This is a genomic window from Ancylobacter sp. IITR112 (assembly GCF_041415945.1).
Classification (GTDB): Bacteria; Pseudomonadota; Alphaproteobacteria; order Rhizobiales; family Xanthobacteraceae; genus Ancylobacter.
On sequence record NZ_JBGCUS010000001.1, the window covers coordinates 4,479,803 to 4,499,088 of the forward strand.

Below are 19,286 nucleotides of genomic sequence, written 5' to 3' on the forward strand. Positions count from 1 at the left end.
GATCTACTCTGGCGCGAACGGATCGTCGTTACAAGCGAAGTGAAGTACATCAGACTTTTGGGGTGTCAGGATTTGTCAGAGACGCATGAATTAACGCTGCGATCTGACGCGCCAGAAGCGGCGGTACGGCGTTCCCGATCTGGACGTATTGTTGTGTCCGATTGCCTAGAAAAAGGTAGTCGTCCGGAAAGGTCTGCAACCTCGCTGCCTCGCGCACCGTCAGGCTCCGGCACTGTAACGGGTCCGGATGGATGAAATAGTGCCCGTCCTTGGAAATGTGGCTCGTCACCGTCGTGGATGCCTCATCCGCCAATTGAACCCGGAAGCGGTCGTTGAAGGCACCGCTGTGCCAGTTGCGGTGATCGGGGCTGAGTGCGAGCGGGAAGTCGGCGGCCTTCGGGCTGTAACCATGTACGTTACCGAAGACCGCGGCGAAGAGATAGCGGCCGAGATCAGACGCCATGTGACCGCGCGTCTCGTGCTGGGCGATCGCGAGCAGTCCCGGCCGTTCCAGCCATTGCAGCAACTCGTCGCTCGACGTTGCGTAGCAGTCAGGAAGCCACGAGGCAGCACGAACTTCTGGGGAGGCCTCCTGCATGCCCCGTGAGACAGAACGGAAGGCTTCGCTAAGCGCGCGGTCATCCTTCTCCTTGCAGATGCCGGCCAGCAGCTTTGCCGCATCGATGACCTCACGACGCCACAACATGGCGTCGTCGAGCCCTCTGCTGATGCCGCTCCGCAGGGAGGGCATGTTCCCTATGGCATCGTTGACCGTCCTGGCCTCCGATGAGACGGCGATCTCAGCATCTGCCGCCCTTGCTGCAAGATCGGACCGGATGCCGATAATGATCACCCTGTGGCGTCGTTGCGGAACTCCGAATGCCTCGGAGCGTACGATGAAGTCGGAAGGCTGTGTCGCTTCCTGCAGACTGGCCTTGCCGCCTTCGACCCGGATGGCGCGCAATTCGTAATGATGGTCTCGCCCCGTACCGAGGGAGGACAGGTCTTCCATCAGCATCTCGAAGACCAGCCGACTCTCGACCGTCGAGGACAGCATGCCCTTGACGTTTTCCATGACGAAGGCCGCTGGGCGAAGCGTGTCCAGCACCCGGATGTATTCGCGGAAGAGGTAGTGTCGTGCGTCTTTCTCGGGAACATAGCCGACTTTGCCCTTCGACCGAGCTCGCCCGACCAAGGAATAGGCCTGGCAGGGGGGGCCGCCGATCAGGATCGTATCGTCGTATCCGGCCTTTAGGTTCTCGATGGCGCGGTCGATTTCGGACGCGGCGACATCGGTTCCAAGTTCAAACGCACGTGCTTCGTCGACGGCACGCTTCCACGCCTGAGCGTCGACGACTGACCAGTCTGGTTCGGCCTCAAGTCCTGCATGAAAATTTATGAACTGATCAGGCAAGGTGCCGTGATGCGCCATGTATTCACGCAAAAACGCACGAAGCGTCAGGGTCCGATGGGCCGATGCCTCCTTCTCGACCGAAATGCCGATCCGGAACGGCGTATGGCCCTCCTCGATGAGGGAAGCGAACCCCTCGCCAAGTCCGCCCGGGCCGGCGAACAAATCGACAATGCCGAAAGTGGAAGGCAAATTAGGCTCCTGACGAACTTCATTCAGCCGGTGTATACTAGGTCCAAGGACGAAAACCAGGACGGATGTGACCGATATCGTGGATCAGCAGACCCGTTCCCGGATGATGTCGGGGATCAGGGGAAAGAACACCAAGCCCGAGCTGGCTCTCAGGCGGGCATTGCACGCGCGCGGCTTCCGCTTTCGGCTTCATTCTGGCAAGGTTCACGGTCGACCGGACCTTGTCCTTCCGAAGCACCGCGCTGCGGTCTTCGTGCACGGCTGCTTCTGGCACCAACACGAGGGGTGCAGCTACGCGACCGTACCGGCAACCCGGCCGGAGTTCTGGCGGGCGAAGTTCGATGCGAACGCCGCTCGAGACAGCGCCGTTCGCACAAGACTCCTCCAAGACGGTTGGCGCGTCGCGACAGTATGGGAGTGCGCCTTTCGGAAGCCTGAGAGCATGAACAACGCTGTCAGGACGTTCGAGGAATGGCTGCTAGGGACCGAAAGCCAGATCGAGATCGGAGCCACAGCATGACCTTGCTCTCAAGGAAAGGAGACAGCCTGCCTGCTCCCAATCAGTTTCAGGTACTCCCCCGGCAAGTCAGAGCTACCCTACGCCGTCAATGATCAATTCCTGACCATTGGAAGAACAAACTCGACGGTCAGAGTCATTTGTCTACCCCCTTAAAATACATAGGGTGTCCGGCCGCATCGTGCGGGCTTCAGTCCACAGGTCGGGAGAGAAAAACGGGCAGCGCAGTGCAGAGATCGAACCTGCATAGCCTTTGGAACGTTGCGCTTTCTTCTGCCGCACCGTGCGCTGGGAGACGCTGCATTTGCAGGTAATGGCGGAGCAAGAGTGAGTCGAATGCAACTTTTGCGCTCCAGCAGGGCACACCGAATCGGCCTCACTCGCTTGGGCGAAGAGGTGTCCTCTCAGTCAAACGCACAGCAGCATAGCCCATTGCCACGACAATGAGCGGGAGCACCACGTAAGCGTATAGCCATAGAGCAGTCATCTGAGCCTCCCAAGAACGAGCCTCGCAAGCCAATGTAGCACCGCGGAGGCCGCCAACCAAAACAAGCTGCCGATCGCTATCAGGGGAACGATGATCGATGCTCCTCCGCTAATTCCATATAGTGCGGCGGCGGACGGCCCCAACACGCCAACCGTGAGACATGCTGTCGAGGCCCGATCAAGCGCATTCGCCAGCAGCTTGGTCCGCTCGTTATGGACGAGGCTCAAGTGTCCTCTCCCTGAGTGTCGACTGCCGCTCTAAGTTTCCTATCGATGTCCAATCGCATCTCGTCGATACGATCGGCCCACCATTGCATCATGCGGATACGTTCCTCCCAGTGTTCGCCGCGAGCGTAAGCCCGCCGTACATCATTATTTTCCACATGGCCGAGCTGCCTTTCGATCGCGTCGGCATGCCAAAGGCCGCTCTCATTGAGGAGCGTCGAAGCAGTGGCTCGAAATCCATGGGCCGTCACCTCGTCCTTGCCGTAACCCAATCGGCGCAAGGCGGCATTCAGCGTGTTCTCAGACATCGGTCGACGCGGTGCGCTAACGGACGGTAGTGCGAGCTCGCGGGTTCCGGTGAACTGACGAAGATCACGCAGAATCGCGACGGCCTGAGTAGGCAGCGGTGACCGGTGCGGCCGGCGCATTTTTGTGCGGCTGGCGGGCAGAACCCATTCAGCCTTCTCAAGGTTGAACTCGCGCCATTCCGCGAGTCGTAGCTCACCGGGGCGGGGGAAAAGCAGGGCCATTAATCGAAGGGCCGCGAGCGTGACGGGCTGGCCATCGAAACCATCGATGGCCCGAAGCAGTCCTCCAAACGCCTTCGCATCCGTAATGGCAGCTCTCGGCTTAACCGTGCGCGTCGTGAGAGCTCCGCGTAAGGCATATGTGGGATCGTGTTCAGCCCTCACAGTAGCGATGGCATAGCGAAACACGGTACCCATCGTGCTGCGGAGCCTACGCGCCGTTTCATAACGGCCTCGCAGCTCGACTTTGCGCAGCACAGCCAAGACCTCTATGGGCTTTATGTCGGCAATTGGCCGCTCACCGATGTCGACGCGTGCCAGATCGAGGAGCCAGCGCGTCTTCTCCATCGTCGCGTCGGCTCTGCGCTCTCGAGTCATTTTGGCGAGATATTCGTCTGCAACCATGTTGAAGGTGTTCGCATCGACGATGCTTTTGGTGAGCTTCGTCAATCGGGCCTGAACCCTGGGGTCCTGTCCCTGCGCCAGCAATCTTTTGGCTGCGTCCCGCCTCTCCCTAGCCTCGGTAAGGGAGACGACGGGATAGGATCCGAAGGTCACCATCTTCTGCTTGCCTTCAAAGCGATACTGAAGGCGCCAGTGGCGACTGCCGGTTGGCGTGACGAGGAGGTGCAATCCTCCGCCATCGGAGAGCTTGCGCGGCTTCGCGCTCGGTTTGGCATTGCGGACGGCGGCATCTGACAGGGGCATTTTGTTGGTACCCGGTCTGTGAGTTGGTACCGAACGATGCCAACAAACGTTCCAAAATGCCAACAGGCGCGGCGATGCGCGCCAATGCGATGATCGCCAAAAATTCTTTGATTATAGTAGTTTAGCGCACTTCCGGTTACCCCCGGCGGGGAGGAGTGGTGCCCAGGGACGGAGTCGAACCGCCGACACTGCGATTTTCAGTCGCATGCTCTACCAACTGAGCTACCTGGGCGTAGCCGGCAACGGCTTCAAGCCGTGCGGAGCGGGCGGGTTATAGAGTCTCGCTCGCGCCCTGTCCATATGTCATGAAACGGAAATGCAGCCTTTCCCCAGGCGCGGCTCCGGGCGTGGCCGGCGCCCGCCGCGCGATCCTGGCGCCTAGCCGGCCGGCGCGTCGGCGATCCGGCTGCGGGGTTCGGTACCCGCCGGGCGGCCTTGCCGGCGCGGCTGCCGTGGCGCCTGTTCCGCCGTCCACGCGGGGGCGGAAGGTTCGGGGCGATACTTCGCGCGCGCTCAGCCTTCGCGTGGCGGCTTCGGGGCGAGGGAAGGCTCCTCGCCATCCTCGTCGTCATTCTCCGTCACCGGGATCGCGTAGACGCCGGTGAGCCAGCGGTTGAGGTCGATATCGGCGCAGCGGGCGGAGCAGAAGGGGCGATATTTCGTTGCCATCGGCTTGCCGCAGATCGGGCACGGCTTGCCGCCCGGCGCGCCGGCGGGCGTGTCGGCGCTCATTCCGGGTGGCCCCAGCGCTTGTGCACCGGGAAGCGCTCGCCGCCGAGAAGCGCCACGGTTTCCGCCAGCGGCAGGCCGACCACATTGGTGTAGGAACCGACCAGCTTGACCACGAACACGCCGGCAAGGCCCTGAATGGCATAGCCGCCGGCCTTGCCTTCCCATTCGCGCGCGGCGAGATAGGCGTCCATCTCCTCGCGCGAGAGGCGCTTGAAGCGCACCCGCGTCTCGACCAGCCGCGTGCGCACGCCGCCCTTGGGCGTCATCAGCGCGATGCCGGTATAGACGCGGTGGGCGCGGCCCGAGAGCAGGCGCAGGCAGTCCGCCGCCTCTTCGGCAATGTCCGGCTTGGGCAGGATGCGGCGCCCCACCGCCACCACCGTGTCGGCGGCGAGCAGGAAGGCGCCCTCATGCTGGCCCATGGCGCGGCGGCGCGCATCGGCGGCGTCCAGCTTCTCGCGCGCCAGCCGCAGCGCCAGCCGGCGGGGAAGCTCGCCGCGCTCGGGCGTCTCGTCAATATCGGCCGGCAGCAAGGCATCGGGTTCGATTCCGGCCTGGGCCAGCAGCGCCAGGCGGCGCGGCGAACCCGAGGCCAGCACCAGTGTCGGGCGGGCGCTCACGCGGTCACTCCTTTGCGCCGGCGGGCCGGCGGGGCAATCGGCCGGCAAGCTAGAGCATGTGCGGTGAAAACGGAACGGCCTTGCCGCCACCGGCTCATTTCGGGCGGAACCGGGCGCGGATCCGCCGTTCCAGCTCGTCGCGAACCTCGCGATAGGCGTCGAGCCGCTGCTCGCGGTTGCCGCTGGCCAGCGTCGGGTCCGGGGTCGGCCAGTATTCCACGTCGATGGCGTTGGTGCGGGTCAGTTCCAGCGCGCGGTGATGGGCGTCGGGGGAGAGGGTGATGACGAGATCGAAGCCGAGACCCTCATTCTCCTCCAGTTCTTCCAGCGTCTGCGGCCGGTGGCGGGAGAGATCGAGCCCGATTTCGTCAATGGCGGCGGTGACGAAGGGATCAGCCTCGCCCTTCAGCACGCCGGCCGAGCCGACATAGAGCGAGCGGCCGAACAGGTGGCGCGCCAGCACCGCCGCCATGGGCGAGCGCACGCAGTTCTGCCCGCACATGAACAGAACCGATTGCGGCCGCTCGCGGCGTGCGGCCGGCGCGGGGCCGGGGGAGGCGTCGGCGGAGGCGGGCGGCGCCACGCTCAGCCTTTCCAGTGCAGCGCGCAGACCAGCGTGAACAGGCGCCGGGCCGTGCCGAAATCGAGGGCGATCTTGTCCTTCAGCCGTTCGCGCAGCAGTTCGGACGCCTCGTTGTGCAGGCCGCGCCGGCCCATGTCGATGGCTTCGATCTGCGACGGGCTGGCGGTGCGGATGGCGGAATAATAGCTCTCGCAGACGAGGAAATAGTCGCGCACCACCCGCCGCAGCGGGCTGAGCGAGAGATGATGTTGCACGACAGGGCTGCCGTCCTCGCGCGTCACATCCAGCACCAGGCGCCCTTCATTGAGGCCGATGGCGAGGCGGTAGGGACCGGGGGCGGTGTCGCCCAGCGGGGCGAAGCTGTTCTCGGCGATGAGGTCGTAGATGGCGACGGCGCGCTCATGCTCGACATCGACATTGGAACGGCCGATGGAGGCGCCGTCCAGCGTCACCGCCGAGAGGCGGCGGGTCTCGACATGGGGATCCTCGCCGCCCATGGCGCGCCCGTCAGAGGTTGAGGCGGACCGCCACCGAGCGGGCGTGGGCGCCGAGCCCTTCCGCCTCGCCGAGCGCGATCGCCGCCGGGCCGAGCGCGCGTAGCTGCTCCGGCCCGCATTTGAGGATCGAGGTCCGCTTCATGAAGTCGAGCACGCCGAGGCCGGAGGAGAAACGGGCCGAGCGGGCGGTCGGCAGAACATGGTTGGAGCCGCCGACATAATCGCCGATTGCTTCCGGCGTGTGGGCGCCAAGGAAGATCGCGCCGGCATGGTGGATCGCCTCGGCCAGCGTCTCGGCGTCGGCGGCCATGATTTCCAGATGCTCCGGGGCGAGGCGGTTGGCCAGCGCCGGCGCCTCGTCAAGGCTGTGGAGAAGGATCACCGCGCCGAACTCGTCCCAGCTCTTCGCCGCGATGTCGCGGCGGGGCAGGGTGGCGAGCTGGCGCTCCACCGCCGCCACCACGGCATCGGCGAGGGCGGCGTCGTCGGTCATCAGGATCGACTGGGCGGCGGTGTCGTGCTCGGCCTGCGCCAGCAGGTCGGCGGCGATCCAGTCCGGATTCTGCTCGCCATCGGCGATGACCAGCACCTCGGAAGGGCCCGCCACCATGTCGATGCCCACCGTGCCGAAGACATGGCGCTTGGCCGCCGCCACATAGGCATTGCCCGGGCCGACGATCTTGGCGACGGGGGCGATGCTCTCGGTGCCATAGGCCAGCGCGGCGATCGCCTGCGCCCCGCCCACCCGGTAGACCTCATCGACCCCGGCAAGCTCGGCGGCGGCGAGCACCAGCGGGTTGAGCACGCCATCGGGCGCCGGCACTACCATGGCGAGCCGGGCGACGCCCGCCACCTTGGCCGGCACCGCGTTCATCAGCACGGAGGAGGGGTAGGCCGCCGTGCCGCCGGGCACATACAGCCCCACCGCGTCCACCGGCGTCCAGCGATGACCGAGCTCGACGCCGGCGGCGTCGACATAGCGCCCGCTCGTCGGCAACTGGCGCGCGTGATGGGCACGGATGCGCTCATGGGCGAAGCTCAGCGCCTCCAGCGTCGCGCCATCGCAGGCGCGGCGGGCGGCGGCGATCTCGTCCGCCGTCACCCGGAGGCCGAGCGTGCCGAGGTCCACCCGGTCGAAGGTCTTGGAAAAGGCGATCAGCGCCTCGTCGCCGCGCTGGCGCACGGCGTCGATGATCTGCGCCACCGCCTGCGCCACATCCGCCGACACTTCGCGCTTGGTGCCGAGAAAGGCGCGGAAGCGCTCCGGGAAGTCGGGCGAGCTTGTGTCGAGGCGAAGCGGCATGGCGGGGTCCTACGGGGTCGGCTTCCTGCACGTCGGCAGCGGCGCGCCTCCCCGCGGCACGCGCCGGCACCGATGCGGCGCGGGCGTCAGGTCGCGCGGGGCGCCGTTACCTGTTCGTCCTGTCCTATCGCAACCGGGCCCGCCGAAGACAAGGACATTCGAAGCCGAGGGGAGGCCCGGTATGCGGCAGGGCCGTCACGCCTCGTGACAGGGCGTTCCCTTGGCGTCCCAGGCGGGGCCGAGATCCTCCAGCCCCGCTTCCATGCACTCGACATCGAGCTGCACTTCGCCGCCGCCGGAGAACAGGAAGGTGACGGTGCCGGAGGGGGCGTCGGTTTCCTCGAAGGTGAGGGCGAGCAGGTTCAGCACGCCCTGCTTCTTCCGGAGGTCGATGCCGCGCAGGCGGGCGCCCAGAACGCGCTCGAAACGCAGCCCGGCCCGGCGGCGCACACAGGGGCCGACGGCGGCTGCCGCCGCGCCAATGGGCGCGTCGGCTTCGGCCATCGCCTCCGCCTGGATCGCCTTTTCCCAGTCGAAGCGGTTGGCGAGCAGGACGAAGCGGCGTTCCTTTGGCAGGAAGGTCATGTCGCCGATGGCGACCACCGCGTCCTGCAGATGCACCGAGAGGACCGCGAGATCCTCGGCGTCCAGCGCCACCAGTTTCAGCCCCGCCATTTCGTCCTCTCCGCCACCCTGCATGCCGCAGCGCCATTTGCGCCGGTCGCCGCGCGCCCAGTTCCGCGCGCCTGCCCCTGCGGCCCTTACGCCGCACAGATGGCGCCGCCCCCGCCCATCGGCAAGAGAGGCGCGGCGTCGGGAGAGATGCGGAGGGCCGCTCTCAGCCAGCCAGACGTTCGATTTCGGCGCCGCAGGCGGAAAGCTTCTCTTCCAGCCGTTCGAAGCCGCGATCGAGATGATAGACGCGGTGGATCATGCTCTCGCCCTCGGCGGCCAGCGCGCCGATGACCAGCGACACCGAGGCGCGCAGATCGGTCGCCATCACCGGGGCGCCCTTCAGCCGTTCCACGCCTTCGATGGTGGCGGTCTCGCCGTCGAGATGAATGCGGGCGCCGAGCCGGGCCAGTTCCTGCACATGCATGAAACGGTTCTCGAAGATCGTCTCGGTGATGTGCGAGGTGCCGCGCGCGCGGGTGGTGAGCGCCATGAGCTGCGCTTGCAAGTCGGTGGGAAAGCCGGGGAAAGGCTCGGTCGTCACCGTCACCGGGGCGATGCCGGCGCCGTTGCGCTTCACCCGCAATCCTTCGTTGGAGACGGTGATGTCTGCCCCCGCCTCGCGCAGCGTGTCGAGCGCCGTCTCCAGCAGGTCGGCGCGCGCGCCGGAGAGCAGCACCTCGCCGCCGGTCATCGCCACCGCCATGGCATAGGTGCCGGTCTCGATGCGGTCCGGCAGCACGCTGTGGCGGGCGCCGCGCAGCCGCGGCACGCCGGTGATGCGGATGGTCGCGCTGCCCTGGCCCTCGATTCGCCCGCCCATGGCGTTGATGCAGTCGGCGACATCGACGATTTCCGGCTCGCGCGCGGCATTCTCGATGATCGTCTCGCCTTCGGCGAGGCTCGCGGCCATCAGCGCCGTATGGGTGGCGCCGACCGACACTTTCGGGAAGACGATCCGCCCGCCCTTCAGCCCCTTCGGCGCGCGGGCGATCACATAGCCCGCGTCGATCTCGATCTCCGCGCCCAGCGCGCGCAGCGCGTCGAGATGAAAATCCACCGGCCGCGTGCCGATGGCGCAGCCGCCGGGCAGCGACACCTTGGCCTCGCCCATGCGCGCCAGCAGCGGCCCGATCACCCAGAAGCTGGCGCGCATCTTGGAGACGAGCTCATAGGGCGCGGTGGTGTCGACGATGACGCGCCCGTCGATTTCCAGCGTCTGGCCGGCATAGGCGTCGTCGCCGCGCCGCTTGCCATTCACCGTGATGTCGATGCCGTGATTGCCGAGAATGCGCTGCAACTGGGACACATCCGCGAGGCGCGGCACATTCTCCAGAATGAGCTTCTCGTCGGTGAGCAGGCCGGCGATCATCAGCGGCAGGGCGGCGTTCTTGGCGCCGGAGATCGGGATCGTCCCGTTGAGCGGGTTGCCGCCGACGATGCGGATGCGGTCCATGAGGTCAGGTACTCCTTCAGCGCAGCACAGGGGGCGCGACCTCTACCGGTCGCGTCCGACGCCTGTCGGCAGCGGCATGTCTGGACGATGGGGCCGATTCGTGGCGTTCCACCGGCTATTCCCGTCCATCTCTACCGCGTGGCGCGCTTTGCGACAACGCGCGCTCGTGAAGGCCCGCTCACGCCTCGCCATCGGGCTCGGGCGAGGCATCGGGGCGCTCGTCGGGCGCGGGATGCGCTGGCGCTGGCGGTTCCCTGCGGCCGCGCGCCTGCTGCTTGCGGCGGGAGAGATTGGCGCGCAGCGCTGCCGCCAGCCGCTCTGCGCGGGCCTGTTCCTCCTCGCCCTTCATCCTGCTGCTCCCGAAACGCCGCGCCGGCCTCCCGCCGGGCCTGCCCGCTCATCCTCAGCTTTACTGCGCCGCTCACCGCGACGGAAGAGCCGCCCGGCGTGGCGAAAGCCCGGCGGCGCCGGTGCTGGGCGCAATTCCCCCAGCCCCGTGCGCCCTCCCATGTCCACGGCATTCACAGCCCGGCGCACAGGGCTGGGGGAATTCCGCGGCGGGCGCTTGCGCCGGCCGGCGCACTGTGGCAAACGTCCCCGCGCTTTGGTGGCCTGACCCGCCAAGAGCCGGCGCTGCGGTAGCTCAGTGGTAGAGCACTCCCTTGGTAAGGGAGAGGTCGAGAGTTCAATCCTCTCTCGCAGCACCAGTTTTCCCAAGGAAAATCAGCACTTAAGCGCAAAACCTGTCCCTGCTCCCCCACGGGTCGGAGCGGAACAAACCGTGTTTGTCGCGGCGGGACTGGGAGAAAATCCGGGGAGTTCGTTCTCGGGCCGTTCTGGCGTGCACGCACAAACAAGGGTGGAGCCGCCTGACCCCCAAAAAGGAAACCCCGCCAAGCGCGGCAACGCTGGCGGGGCAATCCGTAGTGGCGATCATACCGAAGACAGCCAAGACGAAATTTATCACAGGTCTCCGGGGCGGACAATAACGCCGTTCGGGCGGCAGCCGATGACGCTTCGCCTGCTCGCGAGCCAGATGGCGGCGAGAGCGATCCAGCGGGACGCGGTCGTGCACAAGTGGCGGGTCTTCCGCGATATCCGCGAGGCCCGGGAGCTGATCGGAGCTACCGAGCGGTCCCTCTCGGTCCTGAATGCCCTGCTCAGCTTCCATCCTGAGACGGCTCTCGGCGGTGGCGCGGCCATCATCGTCTGGCCATCGAATGAGCAACTGGCGGCTCGCGCGAACGGCATGCCGCCGACCACCTTGCGCCGGCATATCGGCGTGCTCGTGGATTGCGGCCTGATCATCCGCCGCGACAGCCCCAACGGCAAGCGCTTTGCCCGGAGAGGCCGCGGTGGCGAGATCGAGCACGCCTATGGCTTCGATCTCGCCCCACTAGTCGCCCGCGCCGAGGAGTTTCGCGATCTCGCCGACGCGGTCCACGCCGAGAAAAAGGCCTTCCGGGTCGCCAGGGAGCGTCTCACGCTGCTTCGCCGGGACATCGTCAAGATGATCGACGTCGGTGCCCACGAGGGCATTCCCGGCGACTGGACGCGGGCGGAACGGAGCTATCAGGAGATCATCGCGCGGCTTCCACGCTCCGCGCCGCGCCAGCTCATCGAGGCGATTGCGGCCGACCTCGCCCAGCTGTCGGACGAAATCCGTGAGGCATTGGAATCATTCGCTAATTCATCGAATGCGGGCGCCAATGTGGCGTCGGGACGCGGGGCGTCCCGGCAATCAAATCGACGGCCTGCGGCGCGTCGAACACGGGGCGGGACTCCTGTCCTTTGGGGGTTTCGAAAGGGGGCTCTGGTCCCTTTCGCCTACGCCGCAACTCTGGTTGCGGCTAGTAAGTTATGCAGATGTCGCTCACGCGCCCCACGGCCCTCGCCAATCCACGCGCCATCTCCACCCGGATCACGAGCCGGCATCGGGTGGCCACGAACAACCAGCGTAACCACGATCTGCGGCTCGGCCGCCAGCCCGGCTATGTGGACGGCGACCGGACGGTTCGCAACCGCGTGCTGCTCGCCAATCTCACCGGCGGTGAGCTGCGGCTGATCTGCGATCAGCGGCGCGAGGCAGCGGGTCAGCTCCGGCAGCGGAGGGTGAGCGACAGCGCGGCCGTGTCGGTCGCCGGCATCATCACCTTCGGCAAGCAGGCGCAGGCCTGGGTCGAGGCGCTGCCCGTGGAGCGACAGGATCGCCTGTTCCGCAACGTCGCCGACGCCATCGCCGAGCGCCTCGGCACCACGCTGCATGGCCTCGTCGTCCATCTCGACGAATCCGCCATTCATGCCCACTACCAGCTCGCCGCCATCACCCGGGCCGGCGGCCCGGTTTCCAAGGTCGCGACCAAGGCCGTGCTGAACCAGCTTCAGGACATCGCCGCCGCCGTCGCGCAGCGTCACGAGCCCCGGATCGAGCGCGGGCACCGGAAGGTCGACCGCCTCGCCGCCGGGGCTAAACCGTCGGAGGTGGTGAACCGCTCCGTGCGCCAGCTTCACCAGGAGCTTCCGGCGGAGCTGGAAGCCCTCAATGAGCGCATTAATGCTGCCCGCGACAAGCTGGCGAAGAATGAGCGCCTGGCGAGGGAGTCCACACTGAAGGCCGAGAGGCTGGCCGACAATGCCGCCAAGTCGGATGCCGCGAGAAAGAATGCCGAGATCTATCACAGCCGCGCAGAGGCGGCGCGCGCCGATCTGGAGGCCGCTGAGGTGGCTTTGGCCGATACCCAGGCGAAGGTAGCGGCCGCGCAGGCGTCGCTGGCCGAGACCGAAGCCAAGCAGGCTGCGCTCGCCCATGTACCGCTCCCGGATCCGCCCGTGGTGGAGCCTCCTCCACGTGTGTTCCTTCCCATGGCCTCGACCACGCCGGAGGCATGGGCTGCCGAGCAGAGCGCCGTGATCGCGGGCCAATGGGAAGCGGTGCGGGCCGGCACAGCGGCCAGGCAGCGCGATCTCGAACGGCGTGAGCGTGAGGTGGAAGAGCGGATCAGGGTGGCGAACGAAGCGGAGCGGAGCCGCGGGATCCGGATCCGCCGGCGCCAGGAGGAAGCGGCGGCCGAGAAGGCCCGTGCCGCCGAGCTTGCCGCCGGCCGGCGCGCGATCGAGCGACTGAAAGAGATCGAAGCGAGCTGGAGGCCGCTCGACTTGTCCGAGGTGCTCGAATCGCTGGACTTCACCGCGCAAAGCGGAGGTGTCTGGCGTGGCGCAGCGGGCATGGCTGTCAAATTGGGCGACGCCGGCAAATGGCAGTTCAGGAGCGGCAGGGAGGCGGCCATCAAGGCCGGGGGCGGCGCGCTCGACCTTGTGGCCCTGATCCTCGGCTCCTTCGAACGGGCCGTTCTCCACCTGTGCCATGTCTTCGGTTTCGAGCGTCTTCGCCCGGAGGTGGAGGCGGCGGCGACTAGGGCTGTCATCGACCGCGAGCAACAGCCGCCTTCACTGTCTGATGGCCCCTCGATGTAGCCCCGATGTCAACATTCCTTGACACTCGGCCCGCAAGCGGGTCATTTCTGGCCGATGTCAAAGAACCTTGACGCGCTCAGCGTCACGCTGAGCTTGGCGCCGCCCTGCGCGTCTTGGCTCCTACGTCGTCGCAGGAGCAGATTCCGGCAACGCGCCATCGCGAAACGTCGCAGCCTCAAGGGTATCGGATCAGAGCGATTGAGCGTGGGACCTCAGGATATCGACGGTTTCAAGCAGCCCTACCGCCTCCATGTCCAGCAACAGAATCTCGGCGGTCTTTTCCGGCTTCTTGAGGCGGAGTCGCATGCGGCGCAGAGAAGCTACCGCCCGGCCCGGATCGAGGGAAATTGAGGTGGTCCCCATTCGCCGGACATTTTGGCGGCTTCGCTAAGCTTGGTTCTGGTGTGTGTCACGCCGCCTTGTTGATGCCGTCGCAGGCCATGTGGACCTCCTCCGGCGTTCTGCCGCCGAGAGCCGAGTGGGGCCTCGTGCGGTTGTAGTAGGTGATCCATCGGCCGATCCCGGCGCGGGCCTCGGACCCGGTCTCGAAGGCGTTGAGGTAGATGCACTCGTATTTCAGGGACCGCCAGAGGCGCTCGATGAACACGTTGTCCATCCACCGGCCGCGGCCATCCATGGAGATCCGCACGCCAGCGTCCAGCAGCACCTTTGCGAAGCGCGGGCTGGTGAACTGGCTTCCCTGGTCGGTGTTGAAGATGCTCGGCCGCCCGAACCGGGACAAGGCCTCCTCCAGTGCCTCGATGCAGAAGTCGGCCTCCATGGTGTTGGAGAGCCGCCAGGAGAGAACCCTGCGGCTGTGCCAGTCCATGATGGCGACCAGATACAGGAATCCGCGCCGCATCGGGATGTAAGTGATGTCGGCGCACCAGACCTGGTCGGGCTCCTCGATCGCCATGGTGCGCAAGAGATAGGGGAAGATGCGGTGCTGCGGGTGGCGCACCGTGGTCTTCGGCCGCTGGTAGATGGTGGCCAGCCCCATGCGGGCCATGAGGCGCCGCACACGCTTGCGCCCAACCTCGTGCCCCTGCCGGCGCAGATGGCGCACCATTTGCCGCGAGCCGTACCACGGCGTCTCGAGAAACTGGCCGTCGATCGCCCGCATAATGGCAAGAGTCTCGGGGCTTTCGATCCGCGGCCCGCCGTAGAAAGCCGACCGGCTGATGCCGACCAGGGCGCACTGGCGCGTGATCGGTAGTCGGGGGTGATCCGGTTCGATCATGTCGCGTTTTGCCCCCACGCTCATCGCCCGGAGGCCCGACGCAAAAAATCCCGTTCCACCACCAGTTGGCCGATCTTGGCATGGAGCTGGTCGATCTCGCTCTCGCGGGCGGCGTCGGCCGCTTCCGCCTTGCCGGAGAACACTGCGGCCATCCCCTCGATGGCCTGCTTCTTCCAAGCGTTGATCATGGTCTGGTGGAGACCATGCTTCGCCGCCAACTGGGCCACCGTCTGTTCCCCGCGCAGTGCCTCCAGGGCCACCTTCGCCTTGAAATCCGATGAATATCGCTTCCTCTTCCCGGTCATCGGGCTCGTCCTTCCGTCAGGCCGAACCAAGCTTAACTCCCTGTCCGGATTTCGGGGACCACCTCAAGGATATCCTCGCGCCCGGCGACACTTACGGGGTGCGGGCGCGCCTGGGGCTGAATTCCAACGGCGTCACCCCGGTGATCGGCCAGACAGGGCCGAGCACCGGGGGGGTGGAAACCGACAACTGGACCGGCAGCGTTGCCGCCGCGGTGACGACGCCCGGCGTCGACCTCGTGGCCGCCTATGTGCGGCGCATGAGCGGCAACTATTTCGCCGGCACCGAGGGCGACCTCACCGTCGCGAACCAGGACGGCGAGCCGGAAAGACTGTCGAATTACGGCTATGGCCAGCAGGTCTACAACACCTCGGAAGATGTCACCTCCGCGCTGGTGAAGGCGACCTTGCGGCCCGCCGACGGGCACGAGCTGCAGCTCAGCTATCTGCATTATGGCAATGAGTTCGGCGAGGTGTCGCCCTCCGCCATCGCCAACACCAGCAACGTGACCTGGCAATTGCCGCTCAGTTCAGTGAATGTAGACCAGGCCTCCGCCCGTTATCATTACCAGCCTGACGACAATGATCTCGTCGACTTCCGCCTGAATACCTATGTCTCCAATGTCGACGAGACCAATATCTACGCCCTGTCCGGCACGACCGGCGAGATCAGGCAGCAGGCCCGCAGTTTCGGCGTCAATGCCGAGAATGTCTCGCGCGTCTCGGTGAGGGACACGCCGCTGGCCCTGCGCTATGGCGGTTCCTACGTGACCCAGTCGGCCCAGCCGCTCGATTCCTACGACGCCTGGATGGCGGGCTGGGCGCTGCCCGCCAATGGCGACCAGGACATCGGCACGCTGTTCGGCAGGGCCAAATGGGAGCCGACGCCCTGGCTCGCCGTGGAAGCGGGCCTCGAATTCCTCACCTACAACACCGAGTTCAACGGCCAGCAGCCCTGGACCAATACAGGCGCGGATTTCACGGGCTATTCCGGCCAGGGGGTAAGCCCCAGCGCCAGCGTCACCGTCACCCCGCTGCCGGGCTGGCAGATCTACGCCCAGTACCAGAGCGGTATCCGCCCGCCCAGCGTGCGCGAGGTGAGCTTCACGCGCGGCGAGCAGATCTTCAATCCGGACCTCGATGCCGAAGAGGCCAGCAACTGGGAGTTCGGCACCAATTTCCTCAAGACCGACTGGCTCACCCCCGGTGACAAGGCCCGCTTCAAACTGGCCTATTTCGACAATACCACCGACAACTATATCGGCCGCGAATATGTCGGCAACTACATGTCGTTCTTCAATTATGACTATGTGCGCTTCCAGGGCATCGAAATCTCCGGCGGGTACGACGCCGGGTCGGTCTTCCTCGATTTCGGATTCAACTACTATACCGGCTTCGAATCCTGCCTGAAGGACGGGCTCTGCACCGATTACACGCAGCAGGCGGACTATCTCACCAATCAGATCCCACCGAAATTCACCGCCTCCATCACCGCCGGGGCGCGCTTCTGGGACGACCGGCTGACCTTGGGCGGGCGCGTGACCTATATGGGCGAGCGCCTCGCGCCGCTGGTGAAGGATCCGGACTATCTCTGGGTCACGACGCTCTGGGCCCCCTACACCACGGTCGACTTGTTCGGGCAGTGGAAGATCAACGATGCCATGACCCTCGATGTCAGCGTGCAGAACCTTCTGGACGCCTATTATGTCGACGCGCTCAACAATACCGACATGCCCGCCCCCGGCCGGGTGATCCGCGGCACGCTGACGGCGAAGCTCGGCAGTTCCGAACCGGTGACCTGGCCGACTTTCGGCCTGCCCGCGCGCAACATGCCGTGGAGCGGCCTCTATGCCGGCGGCCATTTCGGCTATGGCTTCGGCAATATCCACGGCACGACCACGGCGGCCGACGGCACCGCCACGGCGGTGACGCTCTCGGAATCGGCGGACCAGGATCTGTCGAACATGCTGGGCGGCATCCAGGCGGGCTTCAACTACCAGTTCGCCAACGGCCTCGTGTTCGGCGTCGAAGGCGATGTCTCCTGGACCGGGATCGAGGGCGCGCAGGACGCGCTGGCGATCGAATCGGCCTATCTGACCCAGCGCCAGATGCTGCAGGCGCACACGGTGTATGATGTCGACTGGCTCGCCACCATTCGCGGCCGGATCGGCTACGCCTGGGACCGGCTGATGGTCTATGGCACCGGCGGCGTCGCCTTCCTGCAGGAGACCGAGACCCGCACCCAGTACCGGTCCAACACGGCGAGCAGGGATTATCCAGGCGGAACCTATACGGAGCGGCTCTTCTCTGAAACGTCAGACAGGGTGCGCACAGGTTACGCCCTGGGCGCCGGAGCGGAATATGCGATCTCCGATAAATGGTCGCTGAAACTCGAATATCTCTATGCCGGCTTCGGGACGGAGACGTTCGACTTCAGTGATGCGCGGGCCGGCGTGACGCTCCCCTATACCGTGCGCTGCACCTCCTCCAACCGCACACCGCCCTGCCCGGGAGGCTGGAGAGGCAACATCACCGTTCCCGGCTCGTCGGAAACCGTCAATGGCCGCGAGGCCTCCAACTCGGCCGAGCTGCAAATGCTGAAGATCGGCCTCAATTACCGCTTCTGACGGCGGGCGGCCGGTCGAGCGGGCAGGTGCCGCAATAGGCAAGTGCGGGCACGAGGTGGCGCAGGCAGCAGACGCGGCGCTGGCGGGTGCCGTCGGCGAGGTAGCGCACCGGCTCGGCGAGCGGGTTGGCCGCGCCGGAGGCGAGCCGCCGCCGCGCCAGCAGCTTGCGCCCGTGCCGCAGGCCGGGAACCGTGAAGATAACGAGCACCATGCGGCTTTTGTGCCGTGTGCGTTAGATCAGCACCCGCTCGACCTCGTCCAGCGTCACCTCATCCGACCGCCGGTCATGCTGCGTGTGCGGGCTGGCTTCCAGCATCGTATTTATGAAGATCGAAAGCGTTCGGTGCCGCCGACATACAGGGACTGTTCTCCCGCGGCCCCCTCGCCCCTCACGGGCGGGTAGATGTGTGATTCGCAGGGTTGGATAGGCGCCGGGTCATATGTGCCCGATTCTGCAGCCTCGAATTGAAGCAAGCTGATCGTGTCGCGCGGTGCTCGCCCTTCGATGCAGGCGCTACCAAGCGCTTGGGCGCCTGGCACCGAGCCGGTCAGGCCGTCGGATGGCACGAGACATCGTGGCAACGATGCGAACTGAAACCCTTCATCTGGCGCGCCGATCCCAACGCGATCATCGCCGCACGGAACCGAGGGTTCCAAGCGCTGGAGTCAATCCACTAGCTGCGGTAGCTGCGGCAATGCTGCCAGCTATGCCGCTGACTATATTCGCGACGCGACTCATATCCGCCGGGGTTGAACCCGATGCCACAGATATAAAGGCCGCCTCACCCTCGCGAGCGAACTGTATAGTTCTTCCAGGAACCGTCTTTCCGAAACCAGTGCCGGCGACATCCATTGCTGTATTTGTATAAGTCGCATAAGCCGAATAAGACGCGCTTATTCCACCAGGTACAGTACTAAAATTACTGGCAAAATTTTGATTAATTCGATTGTAAAAATCTGAAGCGAAGGTTCCCATAGGTATTATGCCTTTTGCTAATTGCCGAGATATCGTACCCAGAAGATCGAAAATCCTCCAATGACAAATATGATAAGATATAAAATAGTAGCTATCATCATTAATATGTATTTTAGCAAAGATTCTCTTATGTTAAAAACGCCAAGCCTAGTCGTTATAACACCAGATATGATAGACAAAATTATATGTGGTATAAGAACAAAGAAAGACATGTATATAAATGCAAGAAATAGAAGCTCCATAAAGGGGCCGCCACTTTGTAGATATTTAGTTATTAAATCAGCCATATCTATATGGGTCCTATTACATTACAACAGTCGAGTTTTGTTGGATTTTATTCTTCATTAAATGCAAATTTTATTGTATCTGTTATTGGTTTTACGAGAAATGATAGCGCAGTCCTATGACCTGTCTTGATAAAAACATCAGCTGGCATTCCTGAAATAAGCGTGGAGAGCGCTTGCCGCACTCGGCGAGAACCAGCAGCGATGACACCAGCCGCCCCTCGAGAATCAGCCGGTCCAGCTGATCCCACAGCAAGGCAGGAGCCCGCTTGTAGGCATTCGCCGCCGCCAGAAACTGGTTGAAGGTCAGCTGCTCGTCGCCTGCTTCGCACGCCAGCAGCCTTTCTAAGGAGACCCCGACCGCCTTGGCAGCCGCCTCCGGCGTGAGGCGGGCTGTTTCGCGGGCCCACTGCAGGATTCGGGGATTGACGTTGGCGGGTATGCTTTTGGCCAT

General features: G+C 64.9%; 17 protein-coding genes and 2 tRNA genes. 5 read left to right on the forward strand and 14 right to left on the reverse strand.

The genetic code is table 11. From position 1 onward, the window contains the following. Window positions 1-49: 49 nt before the first annotated feature. Window positions 50-1,603: a DNA cytosine methyltransferase gene (locus AAC979_RS21195; RefSeq protein WP_371348887.1), complete on the reverse strand. Its 1,554-nt coding sequence runs from the start codon at window positions 1,601-1,603 to the stop codon at window positions 50-52. 67 nt (window positions 1,604-1,670) lie between these two features. Here AAC979_RS21195 and AAC979_RS21200 point away from each other — a divergent pair, with 67 nt between their 5' ends. Further along, window positions 1,671-2,123, forward strand: a complete 453-nt coding sequence (locus AAC979_RS21200; RefSeq protein ID WP_371348888.1) for a very short patch repair endonuclease — start codon at window positions 1,671-1,673, stop codon at window positions 2,121-2,123. 707 nt (window positions 2,124-2,830) lie between these two features. Here the strand turns inward: AAC979_RS21200 and AAC979_RS21205 are convergent. The 10 genes from AAC979_RS21205 to AAC979_RS21250 all read right to left on the reverse strand — a co-directional run bounded on the left by AAC979_RS21205 (window position 2,831) and on the right by AAC979_RS21250 (window position 10,278). Beyond that, a complete protein-coding gene (locus AAC979_RS21205) occupies window positions 2,831-4,066 on the reverse strand; it encodes a tyrosine-type recombinase/integrase (protein WP_371348889.1) in 1,236 nt (411 codons plus the stop codon). Between the two features lie 156 nt (window positions 4,067-4,222). Continuing rightward, window positions 4,223-4,298 (reverse strand) — tRNA-Phe (locus AAC979_RS21210). Between the two features lie 281 nt (window positions 4,299-4,579). Beyond that, window positions 4,580-4,798: a DNA gyrase inhibitor YacG gene (yacG, locus tag AAC979_RS21215; protein WP_371348890.1), complete on the reverse strand. Its 219-nt coding sequence runs from the start codon at window positions 4,796-4,798 to the stop codon at window positions 4,580-4,582. Next, window positions 4,795-5,418 (reverse strand): Maf-like protein, encoded by a 624-nt coding sequence (locus AAC979_RS21220; protein WP_371348892.1) that lies wholly within the window; start codon window positions 5,416-5,418, stop codon window positions 4,795-4,797. Before AAC979_RS21220 ends, yacG begins: the two co-directional genes overlap by 4 nt. Before the next feature lie 94 nt (window positions 5,419-5,512). Then, window positions 5,513-5,920: a low molecular weight phosphatase family protein gene (locus AAC979_RS21225; RefSeq protein ID WP_371349117.1), complete on the reverse strand. Its 408-nt coding sequence runs from the start codon at window positions 5,918-5,920 to the stop codon at window positions 5,513-5,515. A gap of 83 nt (window positions 5,921-6,003) precedes the next feature. Beyond that, window positions 6,004-6,498, reverse strand: a complete 495-nt coding sequence (locus AAC979_RS21230; RefSeq protein ID WP_371348893.1) for a UPF0262 family protein — start codon at window positions 6,496-6,498, stop codon at window positions 6,004-6,006. A 10-nt stretch (window positions 6,499-6,508) separates the two neighbouring features. Further along, entirely contained in the window at window positions 6,509-7,801 is a 1,293-nt protein-coding gene (gene hisD, locus AAC979_RS21235) for a histidinol dehydrogenase (RefSeq protein ID WP_371348894.1), read from the reverse strand. Window positions 7,802-7,996: 195 nt separating this feature from the next. Next, entirely contained in the window at window positions 7,997-8,476 is a 480-nt protein-coding gene (locus AAC979_RS21240) for a DUF2948 family protein (RefSeq protein WP_371348896.1), read from the reverse strand. 163 nt (window positions 8,477-8,639) lie between these two features. Then, window positions 8,640-9,929 (reverse strand): UDP-N-acetylglucosamine 1-carboxyvinyltransferase, encoded by a 1,290-nt coding sequence (gene murA / locus AAC979_RS21245; RefSeq protein ID WP_371348897.1) that lies wholly within the window; start codon window positions 9,927-9,929, stop codon window positions 8,640-8,642. A 178-nt stretch (window positions 9,930-10,107) separates the two neighbouring features. Then, window positions 10,108-10,278, reverse strand: coding sequence for a hypothetical protein (locus AAC979_RS21250; protein ID WP_371348898.1), 171 nt, complete (start codon window positions 10,276-10,278; stop codon window positions 10,108-10,110). A 283-nt stretch (window positions 10,279-10,561) separates the two neighbouring features. Between AAC979_RS21250 and AAC979_RS21255 the strand changes: the two genes are divergently transcribed. The 3 genes from AAC979_RS21255 to AAC979_RS21265 all read left to right on the forward strand — a co-directional run bounded on the left by AAC979_RS21255 (window position 10,562) and on the right by AAC979_RS21265 (window position 13,403). Then, window positions 10,562-10,636: transfer RNA gene (locus AAC979_RS21255), tRNA-Thr, on the forward strand. A gap of 302 nt (window positions 10,637-10,938) precedes the next feature. Further along, window positions 10,939-11,994, forward strand: a complete 1,056-nt coding sequence (gene repC / locus AAC979_RS21260) for a plasmid replication protein RepC (RefSeq protein ID WP_371349118.1) — start codon at window positions 10,939-10,941, stop codon at window positions 11,992-11,994. Window positions 11,995-12,059: 65 nt separating this feature from the next. Then, window positions 12,060-13,403, forward strand: coding sequence for a plasmid recombination protein (locus AAC979_RS21265; RefSeq protein ID WP_371349119.1), 1,344 nt, complete (start codon window positions 12,060-12,062; stop codon window positions 13,401-13,403). A 409-nt stretch (window positions 13,404-13,812) separates the two neighbouring features. On the opposite strand, the gene AAC979_RS21270 is transcribed toward AAC979_RS21265, so the two are convergent. Next, window positions 13,813-14,948, reverse strand: a protein-coding gene (locus AAC979_RS21270; RefSeq protein WP_371345425.1) for an IS3 family transposase whose coding sequence is annotated in 2 segments (ribosomal slippage) — window positions 13,813-14,693 and window positions 14,693-14,948 — 1,137 coding nt in all. Because the reading frame shifts where the segments join, the coding sequence is not laid out codon by codon here. Between the two features lie 98 nt (window positions 14,949-15,046). Between AAC979_RS21270 and AAC979_RS21275 the strand changes: the two genes are divergently transcribed. After that, window positions 15,047-17,572 carry a TonB-dependent receptor domain-containing protein gene (locus tag AAC979_RS21275; protein ID WP_371349120.1) on the forward strand — a complete coding sequence of 842 codons (2,526 nt, stop codon included), beginning with the start codon at window positions 15,047-15,049 and terminating at the stop codon, window positions 17,570-17,572. Here AAC979_RS21275 and AAC979_RS21280 read toward each other — a convergent pair. Next, on the reverse strand, window positions 17,556-17,783 hold the full coding sequence (locus tag AAC979_RS21280; protein WP_371348899.1) for a (2Fe-2S)-binding protein: 228 nt from the start codon (window positions 17,781-17,783) through the stop codon (window positions 17,556-17,558). The genes AAC979_RS21275 and AAC979_RS21280 overlap by 17 nt on opposite strands. 1,143 nt (window positions 17,784-18,926) lie before the next feature. Next, on the reverse strand, window positions 18,927-19,286 hold the full coding sequence (locus AAC979_RS21285) for a helix-turn-helix domain-containing protein (protein ID WP_371348900.1): 360 nt from the start codon (window positions 19,284-19,286) through the stop codon (window positions 18,927-18,929).